The sequence below is a fragment of the Massilia luteola genome (genome assembly GCF_034420155.1).
In the GTDB taxonomy this organism is placed as follows: domain Bacteria; phylum Pseudomonadota; class Gammaproteobacteria; order Burkholderiales; family Burkholderiaceae_D; genus Telluria; species Telluria luteola.
On the sequence record NZ_JAXOFN010000003.1, the window covers coordinates 108759 to 123769 of the forward strand.

Genomic DNA, 15011 nt, shown 5'->3' on the forward strand with positions numbered 1-15011 from the left:
AACCCAGCCAGGTTTGGTTTTGCAAGAAGCACCCATCGGCGCCACCGCCCCCCGTGCGGCGCCGAAACGTCATCGATAAAAAACAGGAGACAGCTTCATGAAATACCCCCGCAGCACCCTGCCCCGTCACCACACCCGCCAGTTCGTACTGTCCTCGATCGCAATCGCCGTCCTGAGCCTCACCCAGCAGGCGCAGGCGCAGCAGGCCGACGGCGCGATCCAGCGCGTCGAAGTCACCGGCTCCAGCATCAAGCGGCTCGCCTCCGAGGAAGCGCTGCCCGTCACGACGATCAAGGCCGACGAACTCGTCCAGCAAGGCATGACCACGCTGGCCGACGTCATGATGGCGCTGCCGCAGTCGGCGTCGCTGCAGCCGTCGAACGCCGGTTCCGGCACCAACATCAACCTGCGCGGCCTGGGCGTGAACCGCACCCTCGTGCTGCTGAACGGCCGCCGCCTCGCCAACGAGGCCATCGCCGACGGCTACGCCAACCTCGATACCATCCCGATCAGCGCCCTGCAGCGCGTCGAGATCCTGCGCGACGGCGCGTCGTCGATCTACGGTTCGGACGCCATCGGCGGCGTCGTCAACTTCATCACCAAGCGCGAAGTCGAGGGCGGCAACGTCACCGTGCAGCTGGTGCAGCCGCAACGCCACGGCGGCGGCGACGAGCAGCGCATCCAGGCCACCTTCGGCAAGGGCAACCTCGAACGCGACGGCTGGAACGTCTACGGCACCGTCGACTTCCACCAGCGCAGCCGCCTGCTGCTGTCCGACCGCGCCGGCTTCATTCCGGACGACGCGGCGATGGCCGCGATCGGGCTGCCGCGCAGCGCCGCGAGCGGCGGCTACGCGACGCCGGCCAACTTCACCAGCTCCGCCAACAAGAACGCGGCGAACCCCTACTACGCGAGCGGTTGCCTGAATCCGTATTCGATCCAGGGCGCGAAGAACACCTGCGTCCTGAACGACGACACGTACGGCGCGGCGCTGCACCCGAACAAGCAGCTGACGATGTATGCGAAGGCGACGAAGAAGATCGACGCCGACAACACCATCACGGTGGAATACACGCGCGGCGACGAATCGATCTTCGGCCAGAAGAACCCCACGCAGGCGGTGGCGGTCGGCAGCGCGAAGGCGATCCTGCCATCGACCAGCAAGTGGTATCCGGGCAAGAGCGGCGGCGTGCCGGCCGTCGCCGGCATCACGAACCAGCCGCTGACCGTTTCCTGGGCCGTGGCCGACTTCGGCCCGGCCGTCACGCGCGACAACCAGCTCAACCAGCGCCTGCTGCTGTCCGCGGACGGCACCGTCGGCGGCTGGGACTATAAAGCCGGCATGAACTACGGCCTGTCGCTGCGCAAGGGCTACTACAAGTCGGGCTACTTCTCCGGCATCGGCCTGATCAACGGCCTCGCGAACGGCGTGCTGAATCCGTTCGGCCTGCAGGACCAGGCAGGCCGCGACTACCTCGAATCGATCGCGGCCGACGGCATGCAGAACCGCAGTTCGAAGAGCTCGTACTACGGCTTCGACGGCACCATCAGCCGCAGCCTGATGGCGCTGTCCGGCGGCGACCTCGCGCTCGCGCTGGGCGCCGACCTGCACCGCGACACCAACGAGGACACCAAGCTCGCGCAGGCCGTCGACATCACGTACGCCAAGGCCGTCGCGGCGCACGGCGAAAGCGCGCGCAACGTGGCCGGCATCTACACCGAGATCGATGCGCCCGTCACCAAGACCCTGGACCTGAACGGCGCCCTGCGCATCGACAAGTACAGCGACGTCGGCTCGACCGTCACGCCGAAGATCAGCTTCCGCTGGCAGCCGACCAAGACCATCATGTTCCGCGGCTCCGCCAACACGGGCTTCCGCGCACCGACGCTGTTCGATCGCTACGGCTACCGCACCACCGTCGCCAACACGACGACGGCCGGACGCTGGGACGATCCGGTCCAGTGCCCGAGCGCGACGCCGCTGATCCCCGGCACCGGCACGGCCGTCCCCGGCGCCGTCGCGGCCGACGTCTGCAACGCGAAGCTGAACAAGCTGACCGGTTCCAACAACGCCCTGCAGCCGGAACGTTCGAAGGGCGGCACGCTGGGCGTCGTGTTCGAACCGACCCGCGCATTCACTGCGTCGCTGGACTACTGGCAGGTCAACATGAAGGACATGCTGGCCAACCTGCCGGAGAACGTCTACTTCACCAACTACGCCGACTACAAGAACCTGTTCGTGCGCAACCCCGACGGCTCGCTCGCCTACATCAACAACACGACGATGAACCTGGGCGGCCAGATCGCCGCGGGCGTCGACGTGTCGGCGAACTGGGAGATCGCGAACAGCCGCTACGGCAAGTTCGACGCCGCCATCGACGGCACCTACCTGACCCGCTTCGACAACCAGCTCGTGCCGAACGGCCCGTGGATGTCGAACGTCGGCCAGTTCGGCTGGGCCAGCAACGGCACCACGTCCAGCCTGCCGATCATCACGTTCCGCTGGAAGCACAACCTGCGCCTGAAGTGGCAGAGCGGGGACTACTCGGCCCAGTTGACGAACAACTTCAACAGCGCCTACCGCGACGCCAACACGGCGGTCTCGTCGCAGTACTTCCGCGACATCCCGTCGTTCTCGACGTGGAACCTGACCGGTTCGATCCGCGTGCAGAAGCAGGTCCGCATCACGGCCGGCGTCACGAACCTGTTCGACAAGGCCCCGCCGCTCACCAACAACACGATCTACAGCAACGGCTACCTGAGCAGCGTGGCGAATCCGACCGGGCGTACCTGGAACCTGCGCGTCAGCTACGATTTCGACTGATCGTCGCCGTCCAACCGCCGCAGCGCGTGCCCGGTCCGCCGGACATGCGCTGCGGCGCACGTCATTCCACGAAAGGAAAACGATGCAATTCAATCGTCTTGCACTGGCCGCGCTCGTCGTGGCCGGCCACGCCGCCGCGGCCGCCGCGCCGCATGCCCCGATCCGCGTCATCCTCGTCGGCGACTCGACCATGGCCACGAAGAGCGGCTACGGCGACGCCCTGTGCGCCCGCTTCACGGCCGACGTTTCCTGCGTCAACCTCGCGCGCGGCGGCCGCAGTTCCAGCAGCTTCCGCTACGAAGGCCGCTGGGACGAGGTCCAGCGCATGCTCAAGGACGGCGGCACGTTCAAGGCCACGTACGTCCTCGTGCAGTTCGGCCACAACGACCAGCCGGGCAAGGGCAAGCGCGCGACCGACCTCGTCACGCAGTTCCCCGCCAACATGGCGCGCTACGCGCAGGAGACGCGCGCGGCGAACGGCATCCCGGTCCTCGTCACGCCGCTGACGCGCCGCACCTTCAAGGGCGCGTATCTCGCGGACGACCTGGCGCCGTGGGCCGCCGCCACGCGCGACGCGGCCAGGCAGGAACACGCGGCGCTGCTCGACCTGAACGCCGACAGCGTCGCCGCCGTCCAGGCCATGGGCCAGGACGAGGCGGACACCCTGGCCGTCGTACCGCGCCCGCCCGGCTATGGCCAGCCGGTCGATCCGACCAAGGTCGAACGGGCCGGTCCCGCCAAGACGGCGTTCGACCGCACCCACCTGGGCGCCAAGGGCGCGGACTTCTTCGCCCGCATGGTCGAGCGCGAGCTGGTCGCCGCGCGGCCCGAAACGGCCGCCTACTTCAAGGACGGAGGCAAGCCTTGAGACGCGGCGCGCTCGTCGCGTGCGCGCTCGCGGCCGCGCACGCCCACGCGCAGGACGCGCGCACGGTGCGCGAACCCGTCGTGCCGCCCGCCTGCGCGGTGCTGGTCGGGGAAACCGCCACCACCGGCCGCGACGACGCCGCGCGCATCCAGGCCGCCATCGACAAATGCGCGCCCGGCCACGCCGTCGTGCTCGCGGCCTCCAACGACGCGCGCAGCTTCGTCGCCGGCCCCCTGCAACTGCGCGACGGCGTGACCCTGCTCGTCGACGCGGGCGCCACGCTGTACGCGAGCACCGATCCGCGCCTGTTCGACCGCGGCGCCGGCACCTGCGGCACGAACGACGCGTCGGGCCGCGGCTGCCGTCCGTTCATCACGGCCGACAACGCACGCGGCGCCGGCATCATGGGCGCCGGCACCATCGACGGCCAGGGCGGCCAGCGCATCGACGGCAAGACCGAGACCTGGTGGCAGATCGCCCGCCGCGCGCAAAAGGAAAAGACCCGGCAAAACGTGCCGCGCCTGATCCAGCTCGACAAGGCACGCGACTTTACCCTGTACCGCATCACGCTCAAGAATTCCCCGAATTTCCACGTCACGCTGAACAACGTCGACGGTTTCACCGCGTGGGGCGTCACGATCGACACGCCGCACGACGCCCGCAACACGGACGGCATCGATCCCATCTCGTCGCGCAACGTCACCATCGCGCACAGCGTCATCCGCACCGGCGACGACAACGTGGCCGTCAAGGCCGGCGGCGCCGGGCCGACCGAGAACGTCTCGATCCTGCACAACCGCTTCTACAGCGGCCACGGCATGTCGATCGGCAGCGAGACGAACGGCGGCGTGCACCGCATGCTCGTCGACGACCTGACGATGGACGGCACGACGTCCGGCCTGCGCATCAAGAGCAACGACATGCGCGGCGGGAAGGTCGACGATATCGTCTACCGCGACGTCTGCCTGCGCGACGTCCGCTCCCCGATCGAGATCACGACGCATTACGAACAACCCGCGCAGCCGGGCAGGCTCGTGCCCGACTATGCCGGCATCCACCTGGAACGGGTGCGCAGCACGACGCCGGGCCGCATCCTGCTGCAGGGCTACGACGACGCGCATCCGCTCGTGCTGGCCCTGCGGGACGTCGCCATCGCCGCCGGGTCGGACGTGAAGCAGGAGCATGTGCGCCTGCAGGGCGCGTTCGGCACCGCGCCCGACTGCGCGGGACGGTTCGCGCCGTTTCCCGGGCGCGCCGTCCGCGACCCGCGCCCCCAATTGACGGCCGGACAGGCCCACGCCTACGACTACCGCGAGGTGCTCAAGTACGTGGGCCCGGTCGGCAACGAGCGCGTCGAGCCGTGGGATCCGCTGGCCGATCCGCTCGCGGCCAAGGGCGACATCAAAGCCGACTACACGGTCGACCCGAAGGCGGCGGCCGACGGTGCCACCCGCTTCGCCACCGTGCAGGCCGCGGTCGGCCGCGCCGTGGCGGCGGGCGGCACGCGGCGCATCGTCATCCGCGTCAACCCCGGCACCTACCGTGAACTCGTCTACGTGCCGCCCGGCGCGCCGCCGATCACGCTGCTCGGTGCCGGCGCCGATCCGCAGGCCGTGCGCATCAGCGCCGCGCTGGATGCCTCGACGACGGGCGCCGCCTACCGCGCCCGCCATGGCGCCGAATTCGAACACGCGCCGCCCGCGGTCCGCGCGATGTACGACGCGCTGAAGGATTTGCCCGCCCTGCAGACGACGGGCTCCGCCACCGTGTGGATACGCGCGGACGGCTTCCAGGCCCGCGATCTCACGATCGAGAATGCGTACAACCGCGACGGCACCGTGACGCATCTGGAGTGCAGCGGCGACAACTGCCCGGACACGACCGGCGGCAGCCGCGTGCATCACCAGGCCGTCGCGCTGCGCGTGGACGGCGCCGACAAGGCGCAGTTCGAACGCGTGCGCCTGCTCGGCCTGCAGGACACGCTGTTCCTCGGCTCGAAGGACGGCAGCGCGACGGTGCGCAGCTTCTTCCACGACACGCACATCGAGGGCGACGTCGACTTCATCTTCGGCGACACCATCGCCGTCTTCAAGGACTGCGACGTGCACGCCATCGGCGGCCGTTCCGCGTCGTACGTGGCGGCGCCGGACACGAACCGGCGCGCAAGATATGGCTTCGTGTTCGACGGCTGCCGCTTCACCAGCGATGCGCCGGGCGCGGCGCACACCCGCTTCTACTTCGCCCGCCAGTGGTTCCACAACGAACGCTGCACGCCGTACGGCTTCATCCCCGTCGACGGCTATACATGCCGGCTGGGCGACGTCGACGTGTACAAGGCCCCGAACGGGACGATCCGCAAGCGCACGCTTGAGACAGTCGGCAAGGCCGTGATCCTGCGCTCGCGCATCGGCCCGTATTTCGACAAGACGACGCCGTGGTCGGAATGGAACCGCAACGGCACGCTGGCGCACCGCCCCGCGCAATTCAGTTCCGACGATTACTGGGACAACCTGGCCGGCACCGCCTTCGACCCCGCCACGGCGCTGGGCGACGGACCGCGCCCGGTCCCCGCCGACGTCTATCTCGGCGAATACGATAACACCAATGAATGACGGAGACACCATGAAGCATCCCTTCGACGCCCGCCGTGGCTTCTTGAAGAGCGCCGCCGTCGCGGGCCTCGCGCTGTCCGGTCCCGCCCATGCGCTGGCCGCGGCGAACAAGGCCGCGGGCGCCGGCGATCCGTGGCGGGAAGCGGCGGCCATCGCGCGGCGCCTCGCCAACCCGGTCAAGTTCCGCAAGGCCGATTACCCCGTCACCGACTTCGGCGCCGCGCCGTGCAAGCTCGTGCCCGTGCAGGCCTGGATCTCGTTCGAAGACCAGGCGACCGTGCAGACGCCCGCGCCGGGTGCGCACGACTGCTACGCCGCGTTCAAGGCCGCCATCGAAAAATGCCACGGCGAGGGCGGCGGGCGCGTCGTCATCCCGCGGGGCGACTGGTTCTGCGCCGGTCCCATCGTGCTGCTGTCGAACGTGAACGTGCACCTCGCGCGCGGCGCCCACGTCTATTTCAGCAACGACCCGGCCGACTACGCGAAGTACGGCGACGTCGATTGCGGCGCGAACGGCAAGCTGGTCGTGTCGCGCTGGCAGAGCAACGACTGCCTGAACTTCTCGTCGATGATCTATGCCCGCAACCAGGACAACATCGCCCTCACCGGCGACGACTGGACCGCGATCCTCGACGGCCAGGGTGGCGTGCCGTTCGCCGGCCGCGCCGACTGCTGGTGGACGTGGAAGGGCAAGAACGCGACCGTCAATTCCGTCGCCCAGGACAAATCGCCGAACTACGTGCCCGGCAAGCTGGCGCAGAACCACGTCAACGAACTGAATCCGAAGTCGCTGGCGGACGTCGCGCCCAACCTGCCCGAAGACAAGCGCCGGCTGATCCAGGGCGAAGGCGACAAGTGGCGCGCCGACGACGCCTACCTGCCCGCGCTGTCGGAAGCCGGCGTGCCGCTCGAGAAGCGCGTGTTCGGCCTGGGGCATTACCTGCGCCCGCCGATGATCCAGCTGATCGGCTGCACGAACGTGCTGCTGGAGGGCTACCAGGTGACGCACACGCCGTTCTGGCAGCACCACCCGGTCGCCTGCCGCAACCTCGCGATCCGCAAGGTGCATGCGAACAGCCTGGGCCCGAACAGCGACGGCTTCGATCCGGAAGCGTGCGACACGGTGCTCGTCGAAGGCTGCCAGTTCAACACGGGCGACGACTGCATCGCCATCAAGGCCGGCAAGAACCTCGATACGCAGTACGGCCCGGCGCAGAACATCGTCATCCAGAAGTGCACGATGCAGAGCGGCCACGGCGCCGTCACGCTGGGCAGCGAGATGGCCGGCGGCATCCAGAACGTGTACGCGCAGGACCTCGTGTTCGAGAACATGAACTGGGCGACGAATCCGCTGAACACCGCGATCCGGCTGAAGACGAACATGAACCGCGGCGGCTTCCTGCGCAATTTTTACGTGCGCAACGTGAGCATCCCGAACGGCGTGCAGACGAGCCCCTCGTTCTACGCGTCGCTGCCCGGGTCCCCGATCGCGTCGAAGACGGTCGCCACGGCCGCCGGCGCCGTCGTCACGTTCGACTGCGACTACACGCCGCGCGCGGACAACGTGCGCGTGCGTCCGCCCGAGGTGCGCAACGTCCACATCTCGAAGGTCAGGGTGGGCAACGTGAAGACGAAGGACGGCAAGCAGGCGTCGTGCTACCAGGCCTTCGTCATCCTCGGCCCCGTCGCTTCCGACTACAACGGCCCGGCCCCGGCGCCCGCCGTCCTGCCGGTGCGCGACGTGACGATCACCGACTGCGACTTCGGCACGCCCGTCGACACCGATCACCCGTGGTACACATACAATGTGCGCGGGCTGAAACTGGCCAACGTCATGATTGGCGGGAAGCGGTACGACACGACGCTGTCCGCCTGAGCGTCTGGATGGGCCGTCGGCCCGGCGTCCATCAGCCGCCGTTCCCGCGCAGGCGGGAACGGCGTACATACGTGCGCGCCAGCACGACAACGCCATCGCCTCTCCCTCGATGGCATGGATGACGCCGGCACCGGCGTGACGGGCACCATCGCCCGGCCGCCGCTGCGCCCGCAGCGACAGCGGCCGGCCTTAACATGCCTTTACCATATCAAAACAAGATATATCCCCCAGCATTGGGCATAACTCGTTTCCCGGCGTCACGCTAAGCTTCTTGCCTCAGGAAAAGTCCGCACGCCAGGGCAGCCGTGCGCGCCGCGACCGACGGTAGAATGGCCGCAAACGCCGGCGCCAGCCTCTGCTGCCGCCGGCCTGCGCGTCGCTCCCCGCCCGGCCGGTTGCGGCTTTCCGTCCATCCGAATCGCAGAAGAAGACCATGTTCAATCCATCCGACCATCCGCACCGCCGTTACAACCCCCTCATGGGCGACTGGGTCCTCGTGTCGCCGCACCGCGCCAAGCGTCCGTGGCAGGGGCAGCAGGAAGCCATCGACCGCTCGGCGCGCCCGTCGCACGATCCGACCTGCTACCTGTGCCCGGGGAATACCCGCGTCAACGGCGAAAAGAACCCCGACTACACGGGCACCTATGTGTTCGAGAACGACTTCGCCGCGCTGATGCCGGACACCCCGGAAGCCGCGCCGGGCGCCGACCCGCTGTTCCACACGATGAGCGCGCGCGGCACGAGCCGCGTGATCTGCTTCTCGCCGGACCACGCCAAGTCCCTGCCCCAGCTGTCGCTGCCGGCCATCGAAGGCGTGATCGACACGTGGTGCGGGCAGGCCGCCGAACTGGGCGCCACGTACCGCTGGGTCCAGGTGTTCGAGAACAAGGGCGCCGTGATGGGCTGTTCGAACCCGCACCCGCACGGCCAGATCTGGGCCACGAGCTATGTGCCGAACCTGCCGGCCGCCGAGGATCGCCAGCAGAATGCCTACCACGCCGAGCACGGCCGCCGCATGCTGCTCGACGTGGCCGAGCGCGAGATCGCCGCGGGCGAACGCGTGGTCGTCCAGACCGAGCACTGGGTCGCCGTCGTCCCGTACTGGGCCGCGTGGCCGTTCGAGACGCTGGTGCTGCCGCGCTTCGCCGTGCGCCGCCTGGAAGAGCTGCAACCCGCCCAGCGCGCCGACCTGGCGATCCTGCTGAAACGCCTGACGACCCGCTACGACAACCTGTTCCAGACCTCGTTCCCGTACTCGATGGGCTGGCACGGCGCGCCGTATCCCGTCCAGGGCGCCAGCACCGAAGACGGCGCCGGCTGGCAGCTGCATGCCCACTTCTACCCGCCGCTGCTCCGTTCCGCCTCGGTGCGCAAGTTCATGGTCGGCTTCGAGATGCTGGCCGAGGCCCAGCGCGACCTGACCCCGGAACAGGCGGCCGAACGCCTGCGCGCGCAATCCGAAGTGCACTACCTTGAAACCGAATCCCCTCAATCGACCTGACATGACCGATAACCGCCTCATTTCCCGCACCGACCGTACCGCCGCCGCCTTCGAAACCGCCTTCGGCAGCGCGCCGACGCTGTTCGTCCAGGCCCCCGGCCGCGTCAACCTGATCGGCGAACACACCGACTACAACGACGGCCTCGTGCTGCCCTGCGCCATCGACTACCGCACCGCCATCGCGGCGCGTCCGCGCGCCGACCGCAAGGTGCGCGTGGTGGCCGCCGACTATGCCGACGCGCTCGACGAATACGACCTCGACGCCCCGATCACCCGCCTCGCCGCGCCGATGTGGGCGAACTACGTGCGCGGCGTCGTCGCGCAGTTCGTCGCGCGCGGCCTGCCGATGCAGGGCATGGACCTGGCCATCGCCGGCGACGTGCCGCAGGGCGCGGGCCTGTCGTCGTCGGCCTCGCTGTCGGTCGCCGTCGGCCGCCTGTTCGCGACCCTGCCCGGCTTCGAGGCGCTGTCCCCGATCGACATCGCGCTGATCGCGCAGGCGTCGGAAAACGACTTCGTCGGCACCAAGTGCGGCAACATGGACCAGATCAGCTCCGCCTGCGGCGTCGCCGGCCACGCGCTGCTGATCGACTGCCGTTCGCTCGACGTGAAGCCCGTCCCGGTGCCGGACAACGCCGCCATCATGATCTTCAATTCCAACGTGACGCGCGGCCTGGTCGACAGCGCCTACAACGTGCGCCGCGAACAGTGCGAGGCGGCCGCCCGCCACTTCGGCCTGCCCGCGCTGCGCGACCTCGACCTGGCCACGCTGGAAGCGCGCGGCGTTGAGCTGGACCCGGTCGTGCTGCGCCGCGCGCGCCACGTCGTGACGGAAGACGAGCGCGTACTGGCCGCCGCCGACGCGCTGGCCAGCGGCGACCTCGCGCGCCTGGGCGAGCTGATGGCCGCGTCGCACGCCTCGATGCGCGACGATTTCGAGATCACCGTGCCGCCGATCGACAAGCTGGTCGACATCGTCAAGGGCGTGATCGGCCTCGAAGGCGGCGTGCGCATGACGGGCGGCGGCTTCGGCGGCTGCGTCGTGGCCGTGGTGCCGCATGCGCTGGTCGACGCGGCCCGCACGGCGGTGGAGCGCGAGTACCGCTCGCCGGACGGCAAGCCGGCCACGATCTACGTGTGCAAACCGGCCGCGGGCGCGGGCCAGGTCGTACCGTGACCTGGAAGGCGGCGGCCGGACGCTATGCCTCGATGCCTTACCCGCATTGCGGCCGCAGCGGCCTGCGGCTGTCCGCCGCGTCGCTGGGGTTGTGGCACAACTTCGGCGGTGCCGACGATCTTGACCGCCAGCGCGACATCGTGCGCACGGCGTTCGACCACGGCATCACGTGCTACGACCTGGCCAACAACTACGGCCCGCCGCCCGGGTCGGCCGAAACGAATTTCGGCCGCATCCTCGACCTGGACCTGAAGCCGCACCGCGACGAGATCGTCGTGTGCACGAAGGCCGGCTACACGATGTGGCCGGGCCCGTACGGCGACTGGGGCAGCCGCAAATACCTGGTCGCGAGCCTGGACCAGAGCCTGAAACGCATGGGCCTGGACTACGTCGACGTCTTCTATCACCACCGTCCCGATCCCGACACGCCGCTCGAGGAAACGATGGCGGCGCTCGATTACATCGTGCGCAGCGGCCGCGCGCTGTACGCCGGCATCTCGAACTACGGCGGCGAACGCACGGCCGCCGCGGCGGCCGAACTGCGCCGCCTCGGCACGCCGTTCGTGATCCACCAGATGCGCTACAACATGCTCACGCGCCAGCCCGAGACCGACTTGCTACCCGTACTGGAACGCGAAGGCATCGGCGGCATCGCGTTCTCGCCGCTGGCGCAGGGACTCCTCACCGACCGCTACCTCGGCGGCGCGCTGCCCGCGGATTCGCGCGCGGCGGGGTCCGTCGGATTCCTGAAGCCGGAGCACATCACGCCGGCGCGCCTGCACATGATCGGCGCGCTGAACGACGTCGCGCGCACGGGCGGGCGCACGCTCGCGCAACTGGCGCTCGCGTGGGTGAAGCGCCAGCCGGCCATCGCGTCGGTGCTGATCGGCGCCAGCAGGCCGCAGCAGGTGCTCGATGCCGTGCGGGCCGTGCAGATGGCGCCGCTGGCGGGCGACGAGATCGCGGCGGTGGAGGCGATTCTCGCCGGGCAGTAGCCACGCGGTCCGGACGCCCGTGTGGCGTCGGTGTCCCCCGTACCGGACGACGCTTGGCGAGCGATTGTTCACAAATAAAAAAGTCTGCCATAACCGCTCCAAAGAAATCAAAGAGTTAGACCCGACTGGACTACAGTTGCCCAACAAAAAAGTTCGCCACAAAAGCGTTCGATCGTTAGTATGAGGCAATCATCGCAATAAAAATGTTTGCCACAAAACGGGGCAGTTGTTGCTAGCCCAACGTCTGCTTTTGACCGAGGCTGTGTCAAAACGCAGACCCGGTGAGACGTCCGCGAAGCTCGGCCTTTCAAAACGCTCGCTACGAGGTTTTCACGAGGTCGGGAATGGTAAAGAGACCCCCGAAAACGTCGTGATTTCGCGTTTTTACACAGCCTGGACCCGAAGCGGACAATATCTCGGCAGGTTAACCGATGGGTCTACGAGAACATGCGTTGTGCCAAAGCGAAGGCGAGAGGTAACACTGCGATGGCAGCCAATACATACACCCAACTAGGGTGCGCGAAATTAAGTGTCCATCCCATCACGGGCGTAGCTTTCGGCACTATTAGCCGAGTGTCGCGTTTACTGGAATAGAGGCCGAGCGGCCCGCGCCAAGTCCAATTGGCTGGGTTACGCCATTCCATTTCATTGATATCGTCTTGTTTCATTCGCCGCCACCTCGGGTTCCATCGACTGATGAAATTTTACGCTCGGCTACCGTAAAAGTAGCGTAAAAAGTACACTTAAAACCGTTGCGAGACGACTGCTATTGGCCGATCTCGGCCGTTGGACTCGAAAGCGTGTCGTGACGAAATTTCGGGGCAGCTTACTGGAGTATCCTTAGAATTTCAGCAAGCAAGACATCTAAGGCAGGCTTGAAATCCACCTGTGCGGCGGATGGTAGCACCTCAGATTTCCTAACTTGCTGATGTAAGTGCATATCCGCAACTTTGCGCATAGAGCCGTCCAAGTGTTTCATCTGATCACTAAAAGATCGGGGCGCTGTGTAATTATTGGCTACTTCGGCTTTGTTGCGTAAATTGAGCGAAGGCCGAGCTGACGCTATTTGTGGTTCGTTTTATAACACTGGAACCGTAACCGGGGCGCCCAGCCGAGTAAAGCGGTTCAGCACGGCAGCCCGCACGTGTAGCTCGGCAACCTGACGGTCGAAGTCGCGTGCCATGATGCGTTCGCCCAGCAACTTGAAGCAGCGCATCTTGGTCTCAACGAGGCTACGCCGGTGGTAGCCGCCCCATCTCTTCCATATTGCCCGCCCCAGCCTTTTTGTCGCCCGGAGGATGTCGTTGCGTGCATCGGCACCGCAGCGGTATGCCTTCCAGGGCCTGGCGTTCTTGCGGGTTGGGATGATCGCCTGCGCAGCACGCAACGCGATGGCTTCATGGCAGTCCTTCGTATCGTAGGCGCCGTCGCCACTGACACTGGCAATGCGCTCGTGAGCGGGAATCTGGCCCAGCAGCGCTGGCAGGACAGGTGCGTCGCCGATACTGTTGTCGGTGACTTCCATAGCCCGGATCTCAAGCGTAGACGCATCGATCCCAAGGTGCACCTTGCGCCATTGGCGGCGGTAATCCGCGCCGTGCTTCTTCGTCTTCCATTCGCCTTCGCCCAGCATCTTGACGCCCGTGCTGTCCACCAGCAGATGCAAGCCCGTTGTGGTCGGCACAGCGCCGATAACGACCTGCAGCGTCTTTTGCCGCCGGCTAACCGTGCTGTAATCCGGCACCGGCCAGTCGAGCCCAGCCAGGTGCAGTAGGCTTTGCGTCATCCCCATGGCCTGGCGTAGTGGCAAATTGAAGAGGCACTTGATGCCCAGGCAGAACTGGATCGCCTCGTCGCTGAACGCCTGGCTGCGTCCGCGCTTGCCGCTCGGTCGCCCGTGCCAGTTCATCCTCGGATCAAGCCAGATGAGCAGCGAGCCGCGTGATTTCAACGATTCGTCGTACGTCTTCCAGTTGGTCGTGCGGTACTTCTGCGGGGCTGGTTTCATCCCGCTCAGGCTACCAGACCTGCGCGTTTTACGCCGGTCGGGCCTGATTTACGCAACAAAGCCTCAGGGCAGTACCAACTGCTTGGCTGGGATCCCGACCAATATATTTGCCGGGGCAATGACGACTATAATTCCGTGAATTGCGCTGACTCCGCCGCGTGGTTTGTTATCGACAAGCCGAGCCTGGTGAAGAAAATGGATAACGGCATCTCGCAGGACGACGCCGTTGCTGCGAGCAAGGCAGTCAACGGCGGGTCCACTATTGAAACCGTTAACGGGCTGGACGTTCGACTTCAAAGCATCATGTTCTTGCGCGATATCCTGCTGGACCGGGTCGCCGATGCGCCATCTGAAAGCCTGACATTCTCCTAAAGAAGGAATAGTGCGCGGGAGCCCACTGGCCAATTCAAACAAGATGGTACACCCGTGAAGCGTTTTATATTAAAAGTCCCGCCGTGGCAGATCGTTGTGTCACTTGACAAACAAAGGCCGTAATTCCATGAAGATTTCCGCGTTATTATTTCTAGCCGTAGTCGCAGCAACCAACGTTGCTCATGCCGAAGTCGAGGTCGAGCAAACATGTTGGACGCACGTTTCGCGAGGAAAAACAGATCGAGACATTGCATTCGTCATGAGAACTTATAAGGACACAGAATTGAATAAGGAGGTGGGCGCGGTTATTCAGTACGCGGGTTCCAAGGAAACCATTCCGCTTGTTTTCGAAAATTTTCAGACCGATCTTGACGATCCCGATTCGGGTAATTACGAGCTCGCCCGGATTGAAGTCGTCAACGGCAAAGCCGGTGGAGAATATGTGTTTTCTCAAACGGGCCAAGGGATCAAGCAGGGCAAGGGAGTGGCATACAAGAAGTCGAAGACCTCGAAGCCAATACTGTTCTTCTATACCCCAGAATCGCTAGCAAAGTGCCCGTTTCCAAAACCTCAGAAGTAAGAAGCGGTTTCTCCAATCCACGCGTGCAGTCCCCTGACGAGGAAATTCGCGGTCATCGGCAATAGCAGGTTTGCGCAGACGCGCCGATCACGGCGCCGACACCGCGCTTGCTACGCCAGGTCCGCCGGCGTGCGTCCGGTCAACTTGTCCGATGTGGCGGGGCAAGGTGCGCCTGCCGGGTGTCGGCGTGCGGCCGAT

General features: G+C 66.2%; 10 protein-coding genes. 9 read left to right on the forward strand and 1 reads right to left on the reverse strand.

The features are described from left to right. The first annotated feature begins 97 nt into the window (after nucleotides 1-97). The 7 genes from U9J41_RS05920 (at nucleotide 98) to U9J41_RS05950 (ending at nucleotide 11853) form a co-directional block, all read left to right on the forward strand. Nucleotides 98-2824 carry a TonB-dependent receptor gene (locus tag U9J41_RS05920; protein WP_322400841.1) on the forward strand — a complete coding sequence of 909 codons (2727 nt, stop codon included), beginning with the start codon at nucleotides 98-100 and terminating at the stop codon, nucleotides 2822-2824. A gap of 82 nt (nucleotides 2825-2906) precedes the next feature. Beyond that, the gene (locus tag U9J41_RS05925) at nucleotides 2907-3692 is read left to right on the forward strand and encodes a rhamnogalacturonan acetylesterase (protein WP_322400842.1); all 786 of its coding nucleotides are present in this window, start codon (nucleotides 2907-2909) and stop codon (nucleotides 3690-3692) included. Beyond that, a complete protein-coding gene (locus U9J41_RS05930; RefSeq protein WP_322400844.1) occupies nucleotides 3689-6304 on the forward strand; it encodes a pectinesterase family protein in 2616 nt (871 codons plus the stop codon). Before U9J41_RS05925 ends, U9J41_RS05930 begins: the two co-directional genes overlap by 4 nt. A gap of 10 nt (nucleotides 6305-6314) precedes the next feature. Beyond that, on the forward strand, nucleotides 6315-8180 hold the full coding sequence (locus U9J41_RS05935) for a glycoside hydrolase family 28 protein (RefSeq protein WP_322400846.1): 1866 nt from the start codon (nucleotides 6315-6317) through the stop codon (nucleotides 8178-8180). Between the two features lie 433 nt (nucleotides 8181-8613). Then, nucleotides 8614-9681, forward strand: a complete 1068-nt coding sequence (locus tag U9J41_RS05940; RefSeq protein WP_322400849.1) for a UDP-glucose--hexose-1-phosphate uridylyltransferase — start codon at nucleotides 8614-8616, stop codon at nucleotides 9679-9681. A gap of 1 nt (nucleotide 9682) precedes the next feature. Continuing rightward, nucleotides 9683-10858 (forward strand): galactokinase, encoded by a 1176-nt coding sequence (gene galK, locus U9J41_RS05945; RefSeq protein WP_322400852.1) that lies wholly within the window; start codon nucleotides 9683-9685, stop codon nucleotides 10856-10858. Continuing rightward, a complete protein-coding gene (locus U9J41_RS05950; protein ID WP_322400853.1) occupies nucleotides 10855-11853 on the forward strand; it encodes an aldo/keto reductase in 999 nt (332 codons plus the stop codon). The genes galK and U9J41_RS05950 overlap by 4 nt, the downstream gene beginning before the upstream one ends. Nucleotides 11854-12931: 1078 nt before the next feature. On the opposite strand, the gene U9J41_RS05955 is transcribed toward U9J41_RS05950, so the two are convergent. Continuing rightward, nucleotides 12932-13861, reverse strand: coding sequence for an IS5 family transposase (locus tag U9J41_RS05955; protein WP_322400855.1), 930 nt, complete (start codon nucleotides 13859-13861; stop codon nucleotides 12932-12934). 135 nt (nucleotides 13862-13996) lie between these two features. Between U9J41_RS05955 and U9J41_RS05960 the strand changes: the two genes are divergently transcribed. Then, nucleotides 13997-14233 (forward strand): hypothetical protein, encoded by a 237-nt coding sequence (locus U9J41_RS05960; RefSeq protein ID WP_322400857.1) that lies wholly within the window; start codon nucleotides 13997-13999, stop codon nucleotides 14231-14233. Nucleotides 14234-14360: 127 nt separating this feature from the next. After that, nucleotides 14361-14813 carry a hypothetical protein gene (locus tag U9J41_RS05965; RefSeq protein WP_322400858.1) on the forward strand — a complete coding sequence of 151 codons (453 nt, stop codon included), beginning with the start codon at nucleotides 14361-14363 and terminating at the stop codon, nucleotides 14811-14813. Nucleotides 14814-15011 lie beyond the last annotated feature (198 nt).